This is a genomic window from Pontibacter saemangeumensis (assembly GCF_039541895.1).
Lineage (GTDB): Bacteria > Bacteroidota > Bacteroidia > Cytophagales > Hymenobacteraceae > Pontibacter > Pontibacter saemangeumensis.
Genome location: NZ_BAABHC010000039.1, coordinates 76,618 through 101,090 on the forward strand (window position 1 = coordinate 76,618; position 24,473 = coordinate 101,090).

A 24,473-nucleotide genomic window follows, 5' to 3' on the forward strand; every position below is an offset into this window, starting at 1 on the left:
CCATATATAAGCTGCAACCGGAAAGAAGCTTTACATTTGTCGGGCATTGTCTTTCAGTTTAGCAGAAACCATTGAAGAAAGTTACCATACAGGATATTGCCAAAGAACTTGACATTGCCTTCTCCACAGTGGCCCGGGCACTGAACGACCACCCGGCCATTAGCGAGGCCACCAAAAAGTCGGTGCGGGAAACGGCGCAAAAGCTCGGTTACCGCCAGAACAAGCTGGCCTCTTCCCTCCGCTCGGGCCACAGCAACACGATCGGCATCATGGTGCCCAGCCTGGATGTGAGTTTCTTCAGCTCGGTGGTGCACGGCATCGAGAAGATTATGAACGATAACGGCTACAGCATCCTGCTTTACCAGTCGAACGAGTCTTATGAAAGCGAGAAGAAAGGCATAGAAACGTTCCTGAACTCGAGGGTGGCAGGCATCATCGCCTCCGTTGCCAAGGAAACTACACTCTATGAGCATTTCGCTGAGATCAAGCGCCGCCGCATCCCGCTCCTCTTTTTCGACCGGGTGGTGGAGGCGCTTCAGGTTCCTTCTGTGACGATAGATGATTACAAAGGCGGCTTTCTGGCAACAGAGCATTTGATAAAGCAAGGCTACAAGCGCATTGTGCATATTACCGCCAGGCAAACCATGGGCATCTTCACGGAACGCCTGAAAGGCTACAGAGATGCCCTGAGACAATATGGCCTGCCCGTTGATGATCGCCTGATCCTATACGGCGACTTCTCCCTTGACTTTGGGCGCGAATGCATCCGGGAGCTGCACCGGCAGAAAATCGCCTTCGACGCCGTCTTCGCGTTAGAGGACTTCACGGCCATGGGCGCGTTGCAGCAACTTTTAGCCTATAAAGTGCGGGTACCGGAGGAGGTGGGCGTTATCGGGTTTGCGAATGAATCGTTTGCCGCACTGGTAACCCCGGGTTTATCCACCATCGACCAGCAAACCGTGCCGATGGGAGAAGCCGCCGCCGGGCTTTTTTTAAAGATGCTGCGGTCAGAGGATCTCTATAACAACCTGCCAAACCGCGTGGTCCTTGATCCGCACCTGATTGCCCGGGCATCCACAGCGCGATTGGCTTCCTCTTAATTACTCTTCACCGCACTCATTCATCATCTCCTGTATACAGTTATACCATGATCAAATCAGCATTGCGTAACCATAAATGCCCTCGCTCGCCTCTGGCGAGTGTGAATTATTGGGTGGCGTCACGCCACGTTACATAATAAGAATGAACAGGTAAACTTAAGCGGCCAGAGGCCGAAGAATAGCGCACACTCGCCAGAGGCGAGCGAGGTAAAAAACATTCATATATAACTATACAGCTGGCATATAAGCAAACAGCTGACACTTCGCCTCCTGATGAGATAAAGCGTCAGCTGTCTGCTTCTATAGAGCTTCGCTTACTTGTAGTTCACAGCCGCTTTCATGATCGCCTCAAAGGCAGGCTTCGGCTGGTAGTTGCGGTCAAATACCATCGGGTAGCTGGTACGGCCTCGGATCGGCCAGTTGTTCAGCCAGGAGTCGTTGTCGGTGACGCCCCAGAAGGTGACGCGGTCGATCTTGTCGCTGTGCTTGAGAAACAGCCTGAACAGTTCCTCGTATCGTTGCGTCAGCTGCTGCTGCACTGAGTCTGGCAGGCCATCGGTATATATGTTATATTTTTCGTCAACCTCGAAGGTCGCGTCGATGTCTGCGCCTGCTCTGCCACTTGGGTTTGGCAGCACGTCGATGTCCAGCTCCGTAAACGACACCTTCACGCCCAGGTCAGAGAAAGCCTTGATGCTGGCCTCAATGTCCTCCAGCGAAGGTGACTTCAGCCCGTAATGCCCCTGCATGCCGACACCCGCTACCTTGATGCCTTTTTCCTGCAGGCTGCGCACCAGGCGCACGGCGCCTTCGCGCTTGGCGGGTTTCCAGAGGTTGTAATCGTTGTAGTACAGTTCCAGTTCCGGGTCGGCGGCATGGGCAGCCTCAAATGCTTTCACCAGAAATTCCTCGCCAATAATCTGGAGCCACTTCGACTGCCGCAGCGTACCATCATCATTCAGGGCCTCGTTCACCACATCCCAGCTGTCGATCTTGCCTTTATAACGCCCCACCACGGTGCTAATGTGGTCCTGCATGCGCTTCAGCAGCACCTCGCGGCTGGCGGGCTTGCCGTTTCCGTCCTCAAACACCCAATCTGGCGTCTGGTTGTGCCATACCAGCGCGTGCCCCACGATAAACATGTCGTTGCGCTCGCCGAAGGCCACGTACTTGTCGGCGGGCTCAAAGTTATATACCTCCGGCTTCGGGTGCACACTCTCCCACTTCAGCAGGTTCTCCGGGCTGATGGTGTTGAAGTTGGCTTCAATGATGGCCTTTGCCTGCTCGTCTCTTTCATATGCCTGTCTTCCGTTCAGGGCAGCGCCTATATAGAACGCATCTTTGAGAGCGCCCTTCAATGTGGCAGGGGCCGCCGCTGCCTGAGGCGCGGTGGCCTGGGCTAAGGCCGTGGCCGGTTGGTTTGTCGCTTCCTGTGCCGTGGCGGCCTCATTGGAATTTGCGCAGGAAGTTGCCAGACAGGCAACCAGCAACGAAGGCGCGATCAGTGTTTTATATAGTCTCATGGTACAGGTTGTTAACAGGTGTAAAGGATTTTATGCAAGTAAAACAGATGGTGCTTTTTATTTTGATCCTATATAGGGGCTACTTATAGCTGTGCATTTTCACCAGCTGAATGCCGGGGTTCCCAACCTATAGGCTATATAGAAGGGCGACTTCTTAAAATCCGATGGAGTTGCCGCCATCCACTGGCAGCACGGTGCCTGTGACGTATTTGGAGGCATCGGTGGAGAAGAAGTAAACTGCCTCCGCTATATCCGCCGGCGTGCCTAATTTTCCCATCGGTGTCCGCGACAGCACCTTGTTCTTCCGCTCCGGGTCGTTGTTCAGGGCTTTGGCAGACATATCAGTCGCAATAAAGCCAGGGGCGACGCAATTCACCCGGATGCCCTCCGGCGACAAGTCCACGGCCATGGCCCTGGTCATGCCCTCGATGGCTGACTTGGACGCGGTATAGGCGATCACCTTCGGAATGCCGTACTGCGACGCCATCGAGCTGATATTCACGATGCTCCCCGCATTTTGCGCCAGCATCACCTTGGCCACTTCTCTGCTTAGGGCAAAAACGGCGGTCACGTTTGTCAGGATGATCCGCTGGAAATCCTCATCGCTCACTTCTATGAAGGGCTTTTTCATATTGATGCCGGCATTGTTCACCAGGATATCAATCTTGCCGTAGTGCTCCGCAATCCTTTCAACAAGCGCCGGAATCCCCTTCAGGTTACTCAGGTCGAAGGAAATGCAGGAACAGAGATCCCCGAATGCCTCCTTGGCAGTATCCAGTTTCTGCTGATCCCGCCCGATGATGATGGTATGGATGTTCTGCTCTACAAATTTTTCCACGATGGCATAGCCCAGGCCCGAGCCGCCCCCGGTCACGATGGCTATTTTTTGATCTGAGAAATTGTTCTCGTTCATAGAAGTTGGAATAAGGTCTTGTTTATATACCCGGCACAAACTTCGGGTCTAATTGCATATAGTACTCCAGGGTATGAGCCGGCTCCTCCAACCCCTGCGGGATAGGCCGCTTCGAGAAGGTCTGGAAATAAAGCAGGCAGGCATCGCGCCACCACTTGGCCTCTTTCTCCTGAATGGACAGAAAGGTTTTCACGTGGTTGAACCGGCCTTCGTCTATCATGCCTTCCACCGAATCCCATGTCTGCTGCATCTGCCGCACAGAATCCACCCCACCGGAGTAGCGGTAAGCCAGTTCATCCCATAGGATCCTGCCTGAGTCCGTCTTATAATCCCAGGGCACGTGATGGAACCACAGCAGGTATTTCTCCGGCACTCTTTTCAGGCTGCCGAACACCTTCTGCACAGGCTGGTGATACTGCGCCACGGCGTTGCTGCCGGTCTTGGTACGGTCGAAACCGATCCCCTTTTCATCCGCCTGGTGATAGTACACGGAGGTCCAGTCAGCGCGGGGCTTGTCTTTTATCCAGGGGCCGGGGCCGTAATGGTGCGACCAGCCCATGAGGTGGTGCAGGCCCAGGGGCGTCATATAGTTCACGATGGCTTCGTGCGAGTTCAGCATCATCTTTTTCACGGGCGCTACAAAGCTGTTGTTGTTCGTGAAGGTCATCTTCACCCACTCGTCCGCAATCTTTTCAGAGGAGATCCGGTGGTCCCAGGCGAGGCGCCCGAAGGTGTACCAGTTAGACTGGGCGAACTGGTGGCCCGTCCAGTTGCGGTCTGTCCCGATGTTGCTGACGCCAGCGATAGCGGTCAGTTTGTGGTTATCGAGCGTGCCGTCTATCACCTTGGCCACAGTAGAGCCTTTGCCCCTGGCGTAGGTGTCAGACTCCAGCACTTCTTTATAGAGGGGAGCCAGGTATGCCAGGTTCGTGGACTGCCCGAGGTATTCCTGGGTGATCTGGAACTCCATCATGAGCGGCGTTTTAGGCATGGCCCCGAACAGCGGGTGAAAAGGCTCCCGCGGTTGAAAGTCGATCGCCCCATTCTTCACCTGCACCAGCACATTGTCCCGGAACTTACCGTCGAGCGGCTTGAACTCGTTGTAGGCCTGCTTGTGGCGGTCGTCCGGGGTGTGCTCGCTGTACACGAATGCCCGCCACATCACAATGCCGCCGTGTGGCGCCACGGCATCGGCCAGCATGTTGGCGCCCTCCGCCTGCGTTCTCTTATAGTTGTGCGGGCCGGGCTGCCCCTCCGAATCCGCTTTTACCAGGTACCCCCCGAAATCAGGGATATAGGTATATACCTCGTCTGTTTTCTGCTTCCACCAGGCCTGCACCTGCGGGTCCAGCGGGTCAGCCGTTTTCAGCCCGCCGATCTCGATGGGGGCGCTGAACCGGGCGGTGAGGTATACTTTCAGGCCATAGGGCCGGAAGGCATCAGCCAGCGCTTTTACTTTTACCAGGTATTCTTTTGTGAGCACCAGGGCATTGGCGTTCACGTTTGTCAGCACGGTGCCGTTGATGCCGATGGAGGCGTTGGCCCGGGCGTAGTCGAGGTAGCGCTGGTCTATATAATCCGGCAGTTTGTGCCAGTCCCAGAGCGAGAAGCCGGCATAGCCCCGTTCCACCGTCCGGTCGAGGTTATCCCAGTGGTTGAGAACGCGTCGCTGAATTTTGGGCATGCTGGTGACAGCAAGGTTGCTGATGTCCTGCTGTGTCTGGATGAGGCGCAGCAGGTGAAAAGTGCCATACAGCACCCCCACATCGGTGTTGGCGGCAATCACGGTGCCTCTCTTCCCGCTCACGTCCGCAGACAGCAGCAGATAGCCTTCGTCGCCCACCTGCTGGAGTTTGTCCGCCAGCCCCAGTGACTTGATCAGCGCTGAGTTGGCCGGCGTGCCTGCCACCACCGCCCCGGCCTGCGTCAGCCGCTGTGCTGCTGGCACCTCCTGCCCCAGCAGCCCGCTCAGGCCGTTAACGAGTTCTTTCTGCGCAATTACCAGCGTGGGTGCGTTGCCTTCGAACACCACCTCCGTGATAGCCTGCCGGTAGTTTTTCAGCTTTGCCTCGTCCTGCAGCTTGTCGTAGCGCAGCCACAGCCTGTAGCCGTCTTCTGCATATACAGAACCCGTTACTAAACACAGCAACAGCAAAAACAGGAGGTTTCGGAATTTATTTCTCATAAGGTAATCTGGTGATTTAAGGAGGCTACAGCGCAGCCCTTACTGAATGAGTTATATATATGGGCAGTAAACAAGCACCCGCCACGGCCCTTTCTGTTTACAGCAGCCGCCAAGATCATCTTATTTTTGGAGTTTCCTCAAGGAAGATTCCCTGACGATGAGCTCGGAACGCAGCGTAATGGTGTTGGTGATGCTGATATCAGATAAGGCATCGAGGTAATTGATCAGGCTCCGGACAGCCACCTCCCCCATTTCATAACCGGGATAGTCGATGGTCGTCAGGCTGGGCTCCACCACCCGCGTAATCGGGTCGTTGTTGAAACCGACCACGGCGATGTCGTGTGGGATAGAAATGCCTGCCTGCTTCAGCGCCTTCATGCAGTTCACGGCGCAGAAGTCGTTCGAGACAAAAACACCGTCCGGGCGCGGCTTCATTTTCAGGATCTGCTCAGCCGCCTTTATCCCGTCTTCCTCCGTCAGGTTGTTGGTGATCACCAGCGACTCCCTGAACGGCAGGTTGTGGTCGATCAGCGCGTACTTATAGCCCTTCAGCCGGTTGGCGTACACATTGATTTTCAGGTTGCCGCTGATGTGCACAATGTTTCTGCAGCCCTGCTCGATCAGGTGCGTGGTGGCTTTGTAGGCCGCCTGCACATTGTCTATCACAATGCTGGTGCTTTGCTTGTGCTCCGCCACCCGGTCGTAAAACAGCACCGGGATGCCTTTCTTGAAGAAGGGCTCGAAGTGGTCGATGTTTTCCGTGTCGTGGGCCAGTGACACCAGCAGGCCGTCTACGCGGCTGTTGAACATGGTTTTTGCATTCGCCACTTCCTTCTCGGCCGTCCCCATCGACTGGCTGATGATGAGGTTGTACCCCGCCTCGGTCGCCACCTTTTCCATGCCGGCCATCACCGAAGACTGGAAGCTGCTGTTCAGGATCGGCACAATGACGCCGATGGTATGGGTGCGCTGCCGCCGCAGGTTGCTGGCGAACATATTAGAGCGGTACCCCATCTGGGTTGCGATCTCATATATGCGCTGCTTTGTTTTCTGATTTACCGCCGGATGATTATTCAGCGCACGGCTAACCGTGGTAGGTGAAAAACCCACTCCTTTCGCAATGTCATATATGGTGATGTCTTTATCCATTTACTAAAATTTATATAGGACCAGGGTCTAAACCGATCTTAAGCTTTCATTGCGAAAGGCATGCTGCCTGAGATTTTCCACCCCCACCGGCAAATAGCCTGAATTCATACCGCCGAATTGAATGAACGGCTGACTTCCTCACTACCTAACTTTGCTTCCGTGTCAACCTCCCCCGCCTATGCTTCAGTCACCCGCTTTCATCTTGATAAAACAAACTTATGAAATCGGTTGCAATTACCAAAAAATATATTCAAGTTTACAAAAGTGAGCAGTTACTTTTATATTGTATGCACGCATGCTATGGCGAAAGCTATCGCAGCAACTTCTTACATATAAATTACTGATAAGCACTAAACTAAAACCGTCTACTGCGTTGGCTATCGCCTCAGGCAAGAGGCCCGCTGGCTATAATACGATCAACACTTTCGGGCATTATATATAGCAAGCAGCAAGTTCCAGCATTTGCAGAAACAGGAGTCGCTCATAAAGGGGCACCCTCTGTTTACCTCCTTTTTACCAACAGTACCGGGAGCAGCCTGTTTCCCAGAAACCTAAAGTCAAACTCCTTAAACATAAGAAGGCAATGCAGCATAAAGAATACGCTATCAACCGGAGGAATTTCATCAAAGCCACGGCAACGGGAGCGCTCACCACTTCCCTGGGAATCAGCGGCTTTCCGACCATTGTGCCCGCATCCGTATTCGGCAAAAATGCCCCCAGTAACCGCATCAACGTGGCCGCGATCGGCACGGGGCGTATTTCATTCGGCCACGACATGCCGGGGGTGCTGCAGTACGATACCGCCAGAATTACGGCGGTCTGTGATGTGGATAGCAAACGGGCAGCAGCAGGCAAAAAGTTCGTGAACGATTATTACACGAAGCAAAACGGGAAGACATACGATGGCGTGACCGCCTACACCGACTTCCGGGAGCTCCTGCAGAACAAAGACATTGACGCGGTCATCATCAGCACACCCGATCACTGGCACGCCCCCATTGCGATACTGGCAGCCGAGGCAGGAAAAGACATCTATATGCAAAAGCCGGCATCTCTCACCATCAGCGAAGGCAGGGCAATGAGTAACGCGGTCCACCGCACGGGCCGTATCCTGCAGATAGGAAGCCAGCAACGCTCCTCGCCGCAGTTCCGCCTTGCGGCAGAGCTGGTGCGGAACGGGCGGATCGGGCAGTTGAAAACAGTTTCCATCGGTTTGCCAGGCGACCCGGGCGGAAACGAGGAGCCCGCGATGCCAATTCCTGAGAACCTGAACTACGACATGTGGCTGGGCACTACGCCTTATGTATATTACACCGAAAACCGCGTGCACCCTCAGGACAGCATCGAGGCCCGGCCAGGCTGGCTGCGCTGTGAGCAGTTTGGCGCCGGGATGATCACGGGCTGGGGCTCCCATCATATAGACAGCGCCCATTGGGCGATGGACACGGAATACACCGGGCCGATAGAGGTTTCGGGGTGGGCCGAGTACCCCGCGTCCGGCCTGTGGGATGTGCACGGCAAGTTCCAGACGGAGGCCTTGTATGCGAACGGGGTAAAAATGGTTGTCAATAATGAATTCGACAACGGGATCAAGTTTGAAGGCACCGAGGGATGGATCTTCGTTACCCGCGGGGACTATGCCGCTACGGCCAGTGACCCTGTGTCGAAGAAAAAGGGCAGCAAAGCCCTTACGGCCAGTAACTCCAAAATCATCACTTCTGCTATTGGCCCGAACGAGATCCATTTAACTGACAGCAAAGAACACCACGGTAACTGGCTGGAGTCCATAAAAAGCCGGCAGCCCCCGATTGCCCCGGTGGAAGTAGGACACCGCTCCTGCTCTGCCTGCCTCATCCACCAGATTGCCATGAAGCTCAAACGGAAAGTATACTGGGACCCGATCAAAGAACGCTTCCGCAACGACGATGAGGCAAACAGCATGTTGTCGCGGCCACAGCGATCGCCGTGGGCCATTAGCTAACTGTTTATTTCTATCAAAAAGGCAACATCTTAAATTATATATATGAAGCCACTCTACTGCTTCGCCATCTTTTGTTTTCTTTTGATAGCCTCTATATCCTTTGCGCAGCCAACGCATGCTGTTGATTGGAAAAAGGTGCATGTGCTGGTATATACAAAGAATGGGAAAGGCTATGTACACGACAACATTCCGCATGCAGTCAAGGCGATACAGCAGCTGAGCCAGGAGAAGGGGTTTCAAGTGGATGTGACGGACAACCCGGCAGTTTTTACAGAAAGCAACCTGAAGCAGTACACTTTTCTCTTGTTCCCCAGCACCAACAACGACGTCTTTGACACGGATGCGCAGCGGGTAGCTTTCAGGCGGTATATGGAGGCGGGTGGAGGTTTTGTAGGCCTGCATTCCGTTACCGGTACCGAGCGGAACTGGAAATGGTTCAAGGCGATGGTAGGCGGCACTTTTTTATGGCACGCCAGCTTCCAGCCATTCAGGGTGAAAGTGATTGACAAAGACCATCCAACGGTGCAGGGTTTACCCGCGGTTTGGGAAAGAGAAGACGAGTGTTATTTCGCCAAAGAACTGTATCCGGGCATCAAGGTAGTGATGGCGCACGATTTGAGTTCGTTAGACAAGAAAGAGGAAGAAAAGATAAAAAGCGCCTCCGCGCCGTTTGCGGAGTATTATCCGGCCGCCTGGTATCAGCACTTCGACGGGGGCACCGTTTGGATAACGACGCTGGGGCATGATAAGCTTTCCTACGAGGACCCGACTTTCATGCAGCATGTCCTGCAGGGGATGCATTTTGTAGCGAGCCAAAGCAAGACCCTTGATTTCACGAAAGCATATGCCACTGCCAAAGACCACCCGCTTTTGTAACCCAGCTCTTATTCTTCCCCTATGCTAAAAGCAATCCCCACGCTAACTTTCACGGCGACAGCTTTATCCCTGCTCGTTTCCTGCTCCACCAAGACACAGGAAGCCAGTTCAGAGGCTGCAGCCGCTCATCAAGATACAGTTGTGACCTCTCCAGAAAAAATAAAACTCATTACCCTGGACCCGGGGCATTTCCATGCTGCGCTGGTGCAGAAGGGCATGTACGACAATGTAGATCCGGTGGTGCATGTATATGCGCCCGCGGGAGACGATGTACAGGAGCACCTTAAAAAGATTGAAGCATATAATACCCGGCCGGAAGCGCCTACCACCTGGCAGGAAGTCGTATATACCGGGGAGGATTACCTGCAGAGAATGCTGAACGGGAAAGCGGGCAACGTCGTCGTGATCGCCGGTAATAATGAGAAAAAAACGGAGTATATAAAAACATCGGTAGATGCCGGCTTGCACGTGTTAGCGGACAAACCAATGGCCATCGACACCGAGAGCTTTGCTTTGCTGCAGGAGGCTTTTGCCGCCGCCGCAAAAAACGATGTGCTGCTCTACGACATCATGACCGAGCGCTATGAGATCACGACCATGCTGCAACGGGAATTTTCGATGCTGCCCGAGGTTTTCGGGACCCTGCAAAAGGGCACGCCCGCCGACCCGGCCATCACGAAGGAAAGCGTACACCATTTCTTCAAATATGTTTCGGGCATGCCGCTGAAGCGCCCGGCCTGGTTTTTTGACGTTACCCAGGAGGGAGAAGGCATTGTAGACGTCACGACGCACCTGGTAGACCTGGTACAGTGGGAATGCTTTCCGGAGCAGGCGATTGACTATGAGCAGGACATTAGGATTACAGGCGCACGCCGCTGGGTTACGGAACTAACTCCCACCCAATTCAAGCAAGTTACAGGACTGTCTGCCTACCCGGCCTACCTCGCAAAGGATGTAGGGGAAGACGGCCTGTTAGGAGTGTACTCCAACGGCGAAATCAATTATCAGGTAAAAGGCATCAACGCAAAAGTATCGGTTGTCTGGAACTACAAAGCACCCGAAGGTGCCGGCGATACGCATTTTTCTATGATGAAAGGCACCAAAGCCAACCTGGTGATCCGACAGGGACAGGAACAAGGCTATAAGCCCCAACTCTCTATTGAGCCTGCGAAGGGCACGGATTTAAATGCGTTTGAAAAAATCCTGAAAGCCAGCATGGCCACCGTACAGCAGAAGTACCCCGGGGTGGAAATAAACAGGTCCGGGAATAACTGGCTTGTGACCGCACCGGAAAAATACCATGACGGCCATGAAGCGCACTTCGGACAGGTAGCGGAGAAGTTTCTTCAGTATTTGGCCGAAGGTAAAATGCCGGAATGGGAAGTGCCGAATATGATTGCGAAGTATTACACCACTACCAAGGCGTTGGAATTAGCAAAACAGCAAAGCAGTCCTACCTCGGGAAGATAGAGATGCCTCAGGAACGTTACATCGCCCCATACTCCTTTAATATCATTCACCATACCTTGTTAAGCCCATGAAAAGCTCCCAGCCTGAACGTCGCAAATTTATCAGAGACACGGTTACAACGGCAGCCGGCCTGGCTATGTTTTCAGCCTTGCCGCAGGAAGCGATGGCCTCCCCGGCTCTTTTTTCTGCCAAACCATCGAAAAGCGGCCATGCGCAGCGCAAGGGAAATGCCGCTGCCCCGCGTATTCGCTTCTCCGTCATCGGGATAAACCACGGCCATATATATGGCCAGGTGGAGGCAGTGAAGCGGGGCGGCGGGGAGTTCGTTTCTTATTACGCGAAAGAGCCCGACTTGCTGGAAGCGTTTGCCAAACGGTTCCCGGAGGCAAAGCTTGCCCGCAGCGAAAAGGAAATCCTGGAGGACAGCTCGATTCACCTTGTTCTCAGCTCCATCGTCCCTGCCGAGCGCGCGCCGCTCGGCATCCGGGTAATGCGCCACGGCAAAGACTATATGGCCGATAAGCCGGGTATAACATCGCTGGAGCAGCTTGCTGACGTGCGCCGCGTGCAGAAAGAGACCAAGCGCATCTACTCCATCATGTACAGCGAACGCTTCGAGAACCGGGCGACGGTGAAAGCCGGAGAGTTGGTGAAAGCCGGGGCAATCGGAAAGGTAGTCCAGACAATCGGGCTGGGGCCGCACCGCATGAACTCGGCTACACGGCCAGACTGGTTTTTTGACCGCAAGCATTTTGGCGGCATCATCACCGATATCGGTTCGCACCAGTTCGATCAGTACCTGTACTTTACGGGCACCACGAAAGCCGACATAGTGGCTTCCCAGGTTGGCAATATCAATCATCCGCAGTATCCGAAGTTCGAGGATTTCGGCGACGTGCTGGTGCGCGGCGACGGAGGAACAGGATATATCCGGGTCGATTGGTTCACGCCAGACGGGTTGAAATCCTGGGGGGACGGGCGCCTGACCATCCTCGGCACAGACGGCTTCATCGAAATCCGCAAAAACATCGACATCGCCGGGCGGGACGGGGGCAACCACCTATTTCTAACGGATCAGAAAGAGACGAAATATATCGATTGCAGCGAGGTGGCCCTGCCTTACGGCGAACAGCTTGTAAATGACGTACTGAACCGCACTGAAACCGCCATGACCCAGGAACACTGCTTCCTGGCAACAGAACTGGCCCTGAAAGCCCAGCAACAGGCGCATAAGATGGCTCTGAAAGCGTGATCTTATATGTATCGGGACTTTCCACAGCAATAAGGCAGCTGCCGGAAAACAGAATCGGGTAAGGGTATATACAGCAGCAGCCGAAGTACTGTGCTGCCACTCTCACCGGGCATATAAAAGCGCGCTCACGTTGGCCTTTATTTCTTTAGCAGGTAGCTGAAAAGCAGGTAAGATCTGCGCCTGCCACGCCCTCAGATGGCTGTCTGCTCGTCTTTGGCGCCGCCCTCCATTGGTTCGGCAGCTATCTAGGAGACGGGCCATAGGCAGGCGTCACTGAAAAGCCACATACCCTATATCTCACGCCGCATTATTTTTTTCACAAACAAAAGCTTTGGGGAATTAAAATAATTACCTACATTTCAACATCATACAGAATGATTGATTACTTACTAATCATCCCCAATGTTAATTTCCGATTGAAGACATTAGAAGTAAAAGGAGTTTTTAACTCATATAGCTCCTACACTTCACAATCGATTCCAGAATTGGAGCTTGTTTTACCGGCCAGAAAATAATTTCTCCGATGTTCTGGGCAGTATTTAAATGCCTAAGCCTTGCCCGGTTTGTTTCTATCATCGGGAGTCAAAAGCTTTCGCTGGATTGAAAAAATCGATTAATTACAATTGAATAATTAAAATAAACAATTTTATGCATCTACTCAGAAACTCTCTTTTCCCCGGCTTCCTCTCAAAGCGTTTCCCCCTAAGGAAATATAAAGTTCATGAGCCAGTAAACATACTGTATGTTGCAACTGCAATCGATTCCAAAAAAGGCCTCAAACGCTGAAATACACCAGTAATTTTTTTTCCATCTTTCACTTAAACAATCCGTGCATGAAAAAATCTTTACACTTATGGCAAGCCAGGCTCTGCCTCTTGCTGATCGGCATCATGGCGGGGAACATGTTCTCGCCAGCAGCCTTCGCAACGGAAGTCACACCTTTTGCGTGGCAGATTTCCGGCAAGGTGACACTCAAAGGAGAAGCGCTACCGGGTGTTTCGGTCGTATTAAAGGGCACTACAGTAGGTGCTTCTACGGACGCCAGCGGTAACTATACCCTGTCTGTGCCCGAGAGCCCCGGCACCTTGGTGTTCTCATTTATCGGCTCCACAAACAAGGAAGTGCCATTTACGGGACCGGGCACCATCAACGTAACCCTGACAGAAGACACCAAAGCCCTGCAGGAAGTACAGGTAATTAGCTATGGTACCCAGAAGAAAAGCCAGGTGACAGGGGCCATCTCCTCCGTGTCATCCCGGGAGATCAGCGAAATGCCGATCACAAACGCGCGCCAGGCGATCCAGGGGCGGGCAGCCGGCGTAGACGTGGTGCAGGCGGGAAGCAAGCCCGGCGCCGGGCCCCAGATCCGGATTCGCGGGCGGCGGTCTTTCAACGCATCCAACGACCCGCTTTACGTGGTGGACGGCATCCCGCTTTCCGGGGGCATCGATGACATCAACCCGCAGGACATCTCCTCCATGGAGGTACTGAAGGACGCTTCCGCCACGGCCATCTATGGCTCGCGGGGCTCCAACGGTGTGGTGCTGATCACGACCAAAAGAGGCGTGGCCGGCAAAACACAGGTATCATATGACGCTTTCGTGGGCATAACCAGCGTGTTGGGAAAAATAGAAGTACTTGACGGCCCAGGCTTTGCGGAGTACAAGCGCGAATCCAGAAGGGCGATAGGCCAGTACCCGCTTGGGCCAGCCACTGCCGATGCCGATGCCAAAATCTTTGAGCCCGTTGAACTGGAGAGCATCCAGTCAGGCAGGAGCACCGACTACGTGGACGCCATGCTGCGCACCGGCATGATTCAGAGCCACCAGTTGGGCGTATCGGGGGGAAGCGAGAAAACAACCTTCAACATCTCCGGCAACTACTTCGAGGACATCGGGGTGGTTAAAAAGCAGGATTACTCCCGCTTCACCTTCCGGGTGAACCTGGACCATAAAATCAATGACAAGCTCCGGGTTGGTACCTCTTCCCTGTTCGTCTACAGCATCCGGAACGGGGAGAACTTCAACCCGCTCGGGGGAGCTTTCGCCGAAAACCCGCTGGGCAAGCCCTACAACGACGATGGCACCCTCAACTTTTTACCTACCAACGATGGTTTGAGGACAAACCCGCTGGCGGAAATCGTGGACGGCGCCCAGGTTGACGAAACCAAACGCTACCGGATCTTCAACAGCATATATGGCGAGTGGGACATTGCCGAAGGACTGAAGTACCGCTTGAACTTCGGCCCGGATGTGACGATACGGAGAAGTGGCAGGTTTACGGGCTCGCAGACAAACGCACGCCGGGGCGGTGCCCCTACGGGAAGCGTATTTGAGGAATTCGTCCTTAACTACACGATCGAAAACGTCCTTACCTATAACAAGAAGTTCAACGACGCCCACAACCTGAGCTTCACCGGGCTCCAGTCCATCCAGAGAGACCGCTACGAGAACTCCTCGATCAATGTGTTGGGAATCCCGGCCGAAACCCAGCAGTACTACGCCTTAGGGGATGCCAACCAGATCACCGGCGCGAACACCGATTTGCGCACCTGGACGCTGTTATCCTATATGGGACGGGTCAATTACGATTTCAAGAACAGGTACCTGCTTACTGCCACCATGCGGGCGGACGGCTCGTCCCGTTTTGGCGAGAACACCAAATTCGGCTATTTCCCCTCTGTGGCACTGGGCTGGAACCTTTCGGAGGAGTCCTTCATGTCCGGTGTTAACTGGCTGGATATGGCCAAAGTGCGCGCAAGCTACGGTGCTATCGGTAACACAGCGATTGACCCTTACCGGACGCAGGCCTTGTTAGGCCGCACCGCTTACGCCTGGGACAACACCCCGGCATACGGTTACCGGCCCAATACCATAGGCAACCCGGACCTGCGGTGGGAGACGTCTAAAACGGCAAATGCCGGCCTCGACTTCAGCCTATTCAGTGGCAGGGTGTCCGGTAGCTTCGAGTACTACGTGACCAACACCACCTCCCTGCTGGCTCCCCAGCCACTGCCGAACTCAATCGGTTTTGGCGGGTATGAGACAAACATCGGCCATACGCGGAACAAAGGGGTTGAGATGACGCTTTCGACGGTGAACATTGACAAAGGGGACTTCAACTGGACCACAGACTTTGTGTTCAACCGCAACCGCGAAGCCATCATTGAGCTGGCAAACGGCAAAGTGGATGACGTGGCCGCCAGGCGCTTCATCGGCCAGCCCCTGTCGGTGTTCTACGATTACAGAAAGCTGGGCATATGGCAGGCTGACCAGGCCGATGAGGCCCTGGTGTTCCAGGACAAGGTAGGCCAGGTGAGAGTGGAGGACCTGAACAACGACGGGCTGATCAATGCGGATGACCGCCAGATCCTGGGTTCCGCCGTTCCGGATTTTGCCGGGGGCATCACCAACCGCATCACGTACAAGAACTTTGACTTCTCCTTCTTCGTGTTTGGCCGGTACGGGCAAATGATCAGGAGCCGCTTCCACGATGACGTAAACCTCCTGGCGGGGCGCTACAACAACCTGGCGGTAGACTACTGGACACCCGACAACCCGACCAACAACTTCCCGCAGCCGGTTGTAACCCAGGAGTTTCCAAAATACAGCAGTTCACTTACATATTTCGACGGCTCGTTCCTGAAAGTCCGGAACATCAATTTAGGCTATAATGTGCCGAACACATTTGCCTCCAAGCTGAAGATGGAGAGCCTGCGGGTTTACGCCAGTATTCAGCAGCCATTTATTTTCGCCTCCTACCGGTCTAAGTACCAGGGTATCGATCCGGAAACCTATGTGGATGGCGACCAGGGTGTAGGTGGCGGAGAGATAAACTCCAACGTAACCCCGGCCACCAAAGTGTTGACCTTCGGTATAAACGCAAAATTTTAAGGACAGCTAAACGAGAGTAACCATGAATGCATATATAAATAAAAACAAGGCGCTGGGCCTGGCCAGGATCGGGCTTTTAGGGGTTCTCCTGATAGGGGCACCGGCTTGCGAAGACACCCTGGACGAGGAAGTGATCTCCCAGATCGGCAATGACTACATGAACACGCCCAAGGGCCTGGAAGACGCCGTAAACGCAGCCTATTCCTCTATGCGCACCTGGTACGGTACGGAGCGGGGCAACAACCTCACAATTTTCGGTACGGATACCTATACGAACGGAGCAGACGGAGGGTGGAAGTTTATGAACACCTATACCACCCAGTTTGACACACAGAACGGCCACGTAAGGGAGCTCTGGGACGAGTTTTACAGGGGCATCAACACCACGAACGCTATCATCGACCGTGCTCCGGGCGTGACGGGCATGACGGAAGAGGTTAAAAAGCAACGCGTGGCCGAGGCCAAGTTTATCCGGGCGCATCACTACTTTATCCTGACACAGCTTTTTGGCGGGGTAGACTTGCGTCTTACCGAAACGCTGTTGCCGACCAAGGAGGTAACCAGGTCTACGGTAGCGGAGCAGTACGCGGCCATCATCAAGGACCTGACAGAGGCCATACCGGACCTGGAGGCAAAAGCGAAGTCATCGCAGTTCGGGCGCGTCACACGCCCTGCCGCTGAGCACCTGCTGGGGAAAGTGTACCTGACAAAGGCCACCTCGGAGGCCGCGGCTCCAGACGATTATGCCAATGCGATCCCCTTGTTCCAGAACGTGATCAACAACTACGGCCTGCGCCTTCTTCCGGACTTTGCGTCGGTACACCAACAGGGCAACGAGATGAACGACGAAGTGATCTGGTCTGTGCAGTACACCCGCGACCCGCTGACGAATGCAGGGGGAAACAATTCGCACCTGTATTTCCTGATGGAATATGACGTGCAGCCCGGGATGCAGCGGGACATCGTGAACGGCCGCCCATGGAAGCGGTACATGCCCACTGCTTACACGCTCAACGAGGTTTTCACAGACCGGGACATCGACAGCCGGTACAAGAAGTCTTTCAAGGACACCTACTTAAGCAACAAGCCCGGAACCTACAACACCACGTTTGACACGACCAAACCATCGGTGACTTTTGCCCAAGGCGATACCACTATATACCTGCCGGGGTATGAGATGTCACCGGAGGAAATGGCCAAGCGGCCGTACCAGGTACTGGTGCCCAGCCGGTACGACGAGCGTCTGTTCCCGGCCCTTACGAAACACCTGGATGGTGGCCGCGTGGACCGGACCCAGGAACAAGGCGGGCGGGACTATATCGCTTTCCGGTTGGCGGATACGTACCTGATGCTGGCCGAGGCGCTGCTCCAAACCGACCAGGTTGCGGAAGCCGTGGAGGCCATCAATGCGGTGCGGCGCAGAGCGGCGTGGCCGGGCAAAGAAAGCGAGATGGAAATCACAGCCGACCAGTTGGACATGGAGTTCATCATCGAAGAACGGGCAAGGGAACTGATCGGCGAGCAGATGCGCTGGCTAGATCTGAAGCGCTGGGGAATCCTGGTGGAAAGGGTGAAGGCCCACAACGTGGCGGCTGCGCCGAATATCCAGCCGCACCACGTGTTAAGGCCGATCCCCCAAAACCAAATCGACCGTGCTGCCACTCCTTTCGGTCAGAACCCGGGGTACTAATTTAATATTTTGCTTTTCATCCAACCGCCGCCCCTTCCCTGGAGGGGGCGGCGGTTTTTTTTTGGCGTACACATAGTGGCGAAGCCAAGATTCCTCTCTGCTTGACCCTGCTCCCAAAAACGCTCCTTTCGAGTTGATGCCGCATACCAGGAGCCCTTCCTGCCAGAAGTCAAGGGTAGACAAACCCACCGCTTTCAGAAAAAACTCCTCAATTTCATATAGTCCCCTGTATATCCGTTGGCGTTCAAGTCAGGCAGTGATCATATAAAGTTCTCAAAAAGGCGCCAGCTACCTAACGTTACCGGGAAGGGCGCCTCTGAATCGCCTGAAACAAACAGATACACTGTGGGCCGCTGTTTGCCTTTTCATGGGATAGAGGGACACTGCAACCGCCCGCCCTGCTGTGGTATATGCCTGGAAATAGTGGCTCTCTGGTTTGCCTTCTACGGCTCTAAACTGTGCTATACCTGGCTTCGCTCCTCATCCTCTCTTTCCCGGCAACAGAAGCATGCAGGTGTATAGTAAAGGCCGATGCGATCAGTGTCTGACAACTAAGGTGACTGATAGCTTGTTCATACAACTACAGGCTTTGTTTCTTAGCATATATACCCGTCGTCCTGTCTCGCTTTACAGGAAGATTCCCTTGTATCCTGCACACAAAAAAAGATCACGCACACCCTCTTAAATTTCAGGCAACTGCATGCTTTTCCCTTAAGAGAAGATGAATTTGAAACACCAGTTTTGAAATCGGTTGCATATAGCCTGCCGCCCACCCTTCATTATCTGAAACCGTTAGCTGCACATCCTTTGTATTTTACCAATATTATATAAAGAATAACTATATATAATTATATATTCCGCGATTAATCGCAGCACATGGTGCCACACAGCATACGCCTCATCACTTTCTCCTTTATTCCAGCACAGTTTTGCCTAAATTCAAGCCACATTTTAAAACATATTTATGAAATCGGTTGCAATTAAAAGATAAAATACTCAAGTTTACAAAACAGCCGTGAGCAATTACTCACCAAGGCTTTGGAAAACACGTAATCCAAACAGAAACCAGTAAGAGTAAGAAGCTGATATTCAACATGTAATAGTTGAATCAACATGCCAGAAGCAGCCGGATAGATTAGAAACAAAAGAAAGCATATGCAGAAAAGCTACCGCCACAGCTTCATCAAAAAAGAGCCAGGGAATTTGCCCGGGCTTGTTTTTAGGAACATTAATATTAACCTTCAACATTCTCACTCATGAAAATTGATTTTACACAGAGCTCCAGGCCAGCGCCTAGATCAGGAGCCATTCGGGTAGCCATGGTCCTGTTCGCTTACCTGTTGGTGAGTGCGCAGGCAATGGCGCAGACACTGACCGTGAACGGCCGTGTGACGGACGCGGAAACCAATACCGGGTTGCCGGGCGTAACCGTGCTGCTGAAAGGCACCACCACAGCCGCCCCCACAGGCGCGGACGGCACCTATACCATCAACGTGCCGGATGGCACCGGCACGCTGGTGTTCACTTACATTGGCTACGAAGACCAGGAAGTGCCTATCAACAACCGCTCTACCATTGATGTGCAAATGGGCACAGACGCCAAGGCACTGGAAGAGGTGGTAGTGGTGGGCTACGGCACGCAGCGGGCGGAGGCCGTGACGGGCTCTGTTGCTTCCATCAGCGCAGAAGAGATTACCCAGGTGCCTTCGGGTAACATCACGCAGGCTTTGCAGGGGCGTTTGCCAGGGGTGCAGTTTACGCAGTCCTCCTCCCAGCCGGGTGCCTCCATGCAAATCAGGATTCGCGGTACGCGCTCCATCACGGGCGGAAACGACCCACTGGTGGTGCTGGACGGTATTCCTTTTCCGGGGGCTATCTCCGATATCAACCCGAACGACATCAAGAGCATTGACATCCTAAAGGATGCCTCGGCGACCGCCATTTACGGCTCCCGCGGCGCCAACGGCGTTATATTGGTAACGACCAAAACAGGCAAAGCGGGGCAAAAGCCACAGATCAGCTACAATGGCTTTCATGGGGTGAAAAAGGTTTTCGCCGAATACGACATGATGAGCGGACCGGAGCTTTTTGCGCTGCGTCAGGCGGCCGGGCAGTTCACAGGCCAATTGGGCGTAGATGAGGCGGAGGGTGTAGACACAAACTGGCAAGATCTGTTATACAAATCCGGTATCACCACGAGCCACGACGTGGGCGTATCGGGTGGCACCGAAAAGGGCCGCTACAACTTCAGCGTAGGCTACTTTGAGGACGAAGGTGTGATTCCCACGCAGCAGTACACCCGTTACTCCATGCGCGGCAGCATCGACCAGGAAATCGGAAAGCGCTTCCGTGTCGGCTTCAACACCTACAACAACTATAACAAGACGGAAGGCTCTAACGTGGGCCTGTATAATATCTTAAGCTTGTCGCCTCTTGCCAGTCCTTACAATGCAGACGGTAGTTTGAAAAGAACCATCCGGATGCCCTTGGATGAAACGTGGTTATATACAAAAGACATGCTGGAAGACGGTGGCCTGGATGATCTGTGGCTAAACGAAACAAGGGCTTTTGCCACCTACAACACCCTCTACGGCGAAGTGCAGATACCGGGAGTGGAGGGCTTGAAGTACCGCGCCAACCTTGGCCTGAACTACCGCCATAGCCAGAATGGTGCTTACACGGCAGCAGGGATTAACGCAGTAGACCCGAACACCTTGTCAACTGCCTCTGTCAGCAACGCGCAAACCTTCAACTGGACCATCGAAAACCTCCTGACCTACGACCGCACCTTTGCAGGGAAGCACAACGTGAACGTAGTAGGGCTGTATTCTGCCTCGCAGGAGCGATTCGACAGATCGCGCATAGCGGGAAGGGATATTCCCTCCGACGCCTTCCAGTTCTACAACATAGGGCAGGCTGCCGAAGAAATCACGGTGAACCCTGGCGATCAGCAGTATTACCAGTGGGGCTTGCTGTCGTGGATGGGCCGTGCCATGTACTCCTACGACGACCGCTATATGATAAGCGCTACCGTACGGTCTGATGGTTCCTCCAGGCTGGCCCCGGGCTATAAATGGAACACCTACCCTGCCGTGTCAGTCGGCTGGAACATTGCCCGGGAATCGTTTATGCAGGATGTGCCCCTTGTAAACTTGCTGAAACTGCGTGTGGGATACGGACAAACCTCCAACCAGGCCATTGACCCCTACTCCACGCTCGGGCTTTTGAGCACCCGGCCTTACAACTTTGGGCCTGACACTTACGCAACCGGGTACTATGTAACGCAACTGCCTAACCCTGCCCTGGGATGGGAGTACTCCAATACATGGAACTACGGACTGGATTTTGCCATCCTGAGCAACCGCCTGTCTGGTACAGTAGAGTATTATGTAACAAACACCGACGATATTCTGCTGAACCTTGGTCTGCCTGCCACATCGGGCGTTAGCGGCTACACGGCAAACATTGGGGCCACTCAGAATAAAGGCGTGGAGCTTTCACTAAACGGTGTGATCCTGGATGACCTCAACGGCTGGACCTGGGAAGCCGGTGTCAACATATATGGCAACCGCAACGAAATCGTATCGCTTGCTTCGGGGGCAGAGGAAGACAGAGCCAACTGGCTTTTTGTTGGCCATCCCATCAATGTCATCTACGACTACAACAGAACTGGCCTCTGGCAGGAGGAAGATCCGTACCTGGACATCCTGGAACCGGGCGGAAACGTTGGGATGATCAAAGTAGAATATACCGGCGAGTACAACGCCGACGGTACGCCTGTGAGACAAATTGGACCTGACGACCGAAAAGTGAAGAACGCGAACCCTGATTTCCAGGGGGGCTTTAACACCCGCGTAGGGTATAAAGGATTCGACCTGACTGCTGTGGCAGCTTTCCAAAACGGCGGAATTCTTAACAGCACGCTCTACGGGGCGGCAGGCTACCTCAATTTGTTGAGCGGACGCCGTGGCAACGTGGCTGTGGACTATTGGACACCGGAGAACACCGACGCCAAATATCCGAACCCGGCGGGCATCAGAAGTGGCGACAACCCGAAGTATGCCAGCACGCTGGGTTATTTTGACGCATCTTACCTGAAGATACGCACCATCACACTTGGGTACAACTTCAACAACAGCAACTGGCTGGAAACAGTCGGCATCAGCAACCTGCGGCTTTACGCGACAGCGCAGAACCCATTGGTGATGTTCTCTCCTTACTACAGAGAATCCGGCATGGACCCTGAAACCAACTCATACGCCGACCAAAACGTGGCGGTATCTGGTGGTACCCCTAACCGTCTGCTGACAATTGGCACGAACGCACCCGCTACGCGCAACTACCTGCTTGGTCTCAATGTGACATTCTAAATAAGACAACGATGAAATTTATAAAAAACAAAGCTTTCATAGGAACAGCCCTGATGGTAGCGCTGTCCCTGACGTCCTGTGAGGATATTCTGGACGAACAGCCACGCGCTATATATACACCTGAGTTTTTTCAGACCGAAACAGGCATTTATGGTGGCGTAACATCCATGTATGCGCACCTGCGCTATATATACGGGCAAGCCTACTACTATAACGCCACCGAAACCGGCACCGACGAGGCCACCTACGCGCAGAGTGCAGACCAGAATTTTAAGGTAATGGACATTTCCGGCCAGGGAGAGATTACTTCCACTGACAGCCGTGCCGACGTGTTGTGGGGAGCCGCGTTCTCTAACATCAACACCGCCAACGGTGTGATTGAGAATGCAACCGAATTAGGAACGATTCCGGACGCGGTGGTTGCCGAAGCCAGGTTCTTCCGTGCCTTCGATTACTTTCAGCTGGTGCAAACGTTCGGCGGGGTGCCGTTGGATTTGGGTGCGGGGGAGTTGAAATTCAACAACAACCCTGTGAGATTCTCTGTGCGCAACACAGTGCCGGAGGTATATACCAAAGCCATCTTCCCGGATCTGCTGGCAGCGGTAGAACAGTTGCCTGCAAACCCACGCGTCACCGGCGGCGCAACGCAAACGCTTGCCCGCCTGTATTTGGCAAAAGCCTACCTGACCTACGGCTGGTGGCTGGAAAACCCGGATAATATCCCCACCTACCCGGAGGCACCCCGCACTGACCCTGACGGGCATGATGCGCAGTGGTATTTCCAGCAGGCATATGACGTGGCCGTAAACGCCATTCAAAACCCGGGGCCTTTTGCTTTGCAGCCCACCTATTACGACGTGCACGTGGGCACAAACGACCGTAACCCGGAAATCCTGCTGTATGCCGATCACACCGAGACAAGCGAGTTTTACAACGGAGGTAGCCTTACGTATGGTAGCGGCGGCGCCCCCGATAACTTTGCAGTGTGGATGATGACCTGGAACTACACCAACATCAGAAGCGCGCTTGATCCAAACTGGACGAACCTTGTGAGTTCTGTTCAGCGTGCGGCAGAACAACACCTGGGGCGTCCGTGGACACGGATGGCTCCCCCTATCGGCGTCATCACAAACACCTTTGCCGACAAGACCAACGACTCCCGCTACGACGGTACTTTTACCACCGTGTACCGTGGCAACTGGCCTAAAGGGGGTGTAGCTGCACCAGTGGTGTATAACGCGAACAGTTTGCCCGTTTCTCCGGGTGAGCCTATCCTGACCTTCCTGGACGAACAACCGGAGACGCCTATCAGCTACCCTACCGGAGCAGGTAAAAGCAATATCGGCGCAGGGGAGTTACCCGGAAGATCCGACTTTGTGATCGGCCCGCTTGACATCAGCAGAATCGTGTATCCTGGTCTTTGGAAGCTTGGCACCTACCGCACCGACAATGGCGACGGACTGGGCCAGCCAAACGCCGCCAGCACCCGCCCTTTCAATATTGCCAAGTTCTCGGAGCTCTACTTTATAGCGGCCGAGGCAGCTGTGAAGGGCGCCAATACCCAGGCCGGTTATAGCGCCAGAGAGTTGATCAATGTGATTCGTGCACGCGCCGGCATGTGGCGCTACGACAACAACGGGGATGCTGTTAAAGTGGAGGACCATAGCGAAGAGATGATCGCAGCCACGCCGGAAGTGATAGACATTGACTATATCCTGGCAGAACGTTCGCGTGAGTACTATGCCGAAGGTTACCGCTGGTTTGACCTGGTGCGTACCCAGAAATGGGAAGACCTGGCCGGCACCTACCGAATTGCCGGAAGCAACTACGGAGACCATACCCCTGAGACGGTAACACGCAACATTCAACCCTATCACTACCTGCGCCCTATTCCGCAAGGGCAGCTGGATGCGATGGGAATGACCGCCGCAGAAAAAGCTGCGTATCAAAATCCAGGGTATAATTAACCGGTTATAGGGGCTACACTTGCCGGAAATGGTACAAGCGCGGCCGGGAACAGTTGAGGCAGGCAAAGCAGTGAACCTGGCCACATCCGCCTCATCGGGTTCCG

The 24,473-nt window shown here is 53.9% G+C and carries 13 protein-coding genes; 9 read left to right on the forward strand and 4 right to left on the reverse strand.

From position 1 onward, the window contains the following. Positions 1-71 precede the first annotated feature (71 nt). The gene (locus ABD920_RS22795) at positions 72-1,100 is read left to right on the forward strand and encodes a LacI family DNA-binding transcriptional regulator (RefSeq protein WP_345162702.1); all 1,029 of its coding nucleotides are present in this window, start codon (positions 72-74) and stop codon (positions 1,098-1,100) included. Positions 1,101-1,414: 314 nt separating this feature from the next. Here the strand turns inward: ABD920_RS22795 and ABD920_RS22800 are convergent, their stop codons facing one another. The 4 genes from ABD920_RS22800 to ABD920_RS22815 form a co-directional block, all read right to left on the reverse strand. Beyond that, positions 1,415-2,623 carry an endo-1,4-beta-xylanase gene (locus ABD920_RS22800; protein WP_345162704.1) on the reverse strand — a complete coding sequence of 403 codons (1,209 nt, stop codon included), beginning with the start codon at positions 2,621-2,623 and terminating at the stop codon, positions 1,415-1,417. Between the two features lie 154 nt (positions 2,624-2,777). Beyond that, positions 2,778-3,536: an SDR family NAD(P)-dependent oxidoreductase gene (locus ABD920_RS22805; RefSeq protein WP_345162706.1), complete on the reverse strand. Its 759-nt coding sequence runs from the start codon at positions 3,534-3,536 to the stop codon at positions 2,778-2,780. 22 nt (positions 3,537-3,558) lie between these two features. Next, the gene (locus ABD920_RS22810) at positions 3,559-5,721 is read right to left on the reverse strand and encodes an alpha-glucuronidase family glycosyl hydrolase (protein WP_345162708.1); all 2,163 of its coding nucleotides are present in this window, start codon (positions 5,719-5,721) and stop codon (positions 3,559-3,561) included. A 120-nt stretch (positions 5,722-5,841) separates the two neighbouring features. Beyond that, positions 5,842-6,870 (reverse strand): LacI family DNA-binding transcriptional regulator, encoded by a 1,029-nt coding sequence (locus ABD920_RS22815; protein ID WP_345162710.1) that lies wholly within the window; start codon positions 6,868-6,870, stop codon positions 5,842-5,844. A gap of 583 nt (positions 6,871-7,453) precedes the next feature. On the opposite strand from ABD920_RS22815, the gene ABD920_RS22820 reads away from it, so the two are divergent. From ABD920_RS22820 to ABD920_RS22855, 8 genes are all read left to right on the forward strand, one after another. After that, positions 7,454-8,851 carry a Gfo/Idh/MocA family protein gene (locus tag ABD920_RS22820; protein ID WP_345162712.1) on the forward strand — a complete coding sequence of 466 codons (1,398 nt, stop codon included), beginning with the start codon at positions 7,454-7,456 and terminating at the stop codon, positions 8,849-8,851. Positions 8,852-8,893: 42 nt separating this feature from the next. After that, on the forward strand, positions 8,894-9,727 hold the full coding sequence (locus ABD920_RS22825; RefSeq protein ID WP_345162714.1) for a ThuA domain-containing protein: 834 nt from the start codon (positions 8,894-8,896) through the stop codon (positions 9,725-9,727). A gap of 21 nt (positions 9,728-9,748) precedes the next feature. Continuing rightward, positions 9,749-11,197 (forward strand): putative oxidoreductase C-terminal domain-containing protein, encoded by a 1,449-nt coding sequence (locus ABD920_RS22830; protein ID WP_345162716.1) that lies wholly within the window; start codon positions 9,749-9,751, stop codon positions 11,195-11,197. A gap of 67 nt (positions 11,198-11,264) precedes the next feature. Then, positions 11,265-12,449 carry a Gfo/Idh/MocA family protein gene (locus ABD920_RS22835; protein WP_345162718.1) on the forward strand — a complete coding sequence of 395 codons (1,185 nt, stop codon included), beginning with the start codon at positions 11,265-11,267 and terminating at the stop codon, positions 12,447-12,449. A gap of 833 nt (positions 12,450-13,282) precedes the next feature. Beyond that, positions 13,283-16,342: a SusC/RagA family TonB-linked outer membrane protein gene (locus ABD920_RS22840; protein ID WP_345162720.1), complete on the forward strand. Its 3,060-nt coding sequence runs from the start codon at positions 13,283-13,285 to the stop codon at positions 16,340-16,342. 22 nt (positions 16,343-16,364) lie between these two features. Then, positions 16,365-18,032, forward strand: coding sequence for a RagB/SusD family nutrient uptake outer membrane protein (locus tag ABD920_RS22845; RefSeq protein WP_345162722.1), 1,668 nt, complete (start codon positions 16,365-16,367; stop codon positions 18,030-18,032). A 1,256-nt stretch (positions 18,033-19,288) separates the two neighbouring features. After that, entirely contained in the window at positions 19,289-22,402 is a 3,114-nt protein-coding gene (locus ABD920_RS22850) for a SusC/RagA family TonB-linked outer membrane protein (protein WP_345162723.1), read from the forward strand. Between the two features lie 11 nt (positions 22,403-22,413). Beyond that, positions 22,414-24,369 carry a RagB/SusD family nutrient uptake outer membrane protein gene (locus ABD920_RS22855; RefSeq protein ID WP_345162725.1) on the forward strand — a complete coding sequence of 652 codons (1,956 nt, stop codon included), beginning with the start codon at positions 22,414-22,416 and terminating at the stop codon, positions 24,367-24,369. Positions 24,370-24,473 lie beyond the last annotated feature (104 nt).

Coding starts and splice junctions, on each gene's coding strand:
- ABD920_RS22800 (WP_345162704.1), bottom strand. CDS start 2,623: ATGAGACTATATAAAACACTGATCGCGCCTTCGTTGCTGGTTGCCTGT.
- ABD920_RS22805 (WP_345162706.1), bottom strand. CDS start 3,536: ATGAACGAGAACAATTTCTCAGATCAAAAAATAGCCATCGTGACCGGG.
- ABD920_RS22810 (WP_345162708.1), bottom strand. CDS start 5,721: ATGAGAAATAAATTCCGAAACCTCCTGTTTTTGCTGTTGCTGTGTTTA.
- ABD920_RS22815 (WP_345162710.1), bottom strand. CDS start 6,870: ATGGATAAAGACATCACCATATATGACATTGCGAAAGGAGTGGGTTTT.
- ABD920_RS22820 (WP_345162712.1), top strand. CDS start 7,454: ATGCAGCATAAAGAATACGCTATCAACCGGAGGAATTTCATCAAAGCC.
- ABD920_RS22825 (WP_345162714.1), top strand. CDS start 8,894: ATGAAGCCACTCTACTGCTTCGCCATCTTTTGTTTTCTTTTGATAGCC.
- ABD920_RS22830 (WP_345162716.1), top strand. CDS start 9,749: ATGCTAAAAGCAATCCCCACGCTAACTTTCACGGCGACAGCTTTATCC.
- ABD920_RS22835 (WP_345162718.1), top strand. CDS start 11,265: ATGAAAAGCTCCCAGCCTGAACGTCGCAAATTTATCAGAGACACGGTT.
- ABD920_RS22840 (WP_345162720.1), top strand. CDS start 13,283: ATGAAAAAATCTTTACACTTATGGCAAGCCAGGCTCTGCCTCTTGCTG.
- ABD920_RS22845 (WP_345162722.1), top strand. CDS start 16,365: ATGAATGCATATATAAATAAAAACAAGGCGCTGGGCCTGGCCAGGATC.
- ABD920_RS22850 (WP_345162723.1), top strand. CDS start 19,289: ATGAAAATTGATTTTACACAGAGCTCCAGGCCAGCGCCTAGATCAGGA.
- ABD920_RS22855 (WP_345162725.1), top strand. CDS start 22,414: ATGAAATTTATAAAAAACAAAGCTTTCATAGGAACAGCCCTGATGGTA.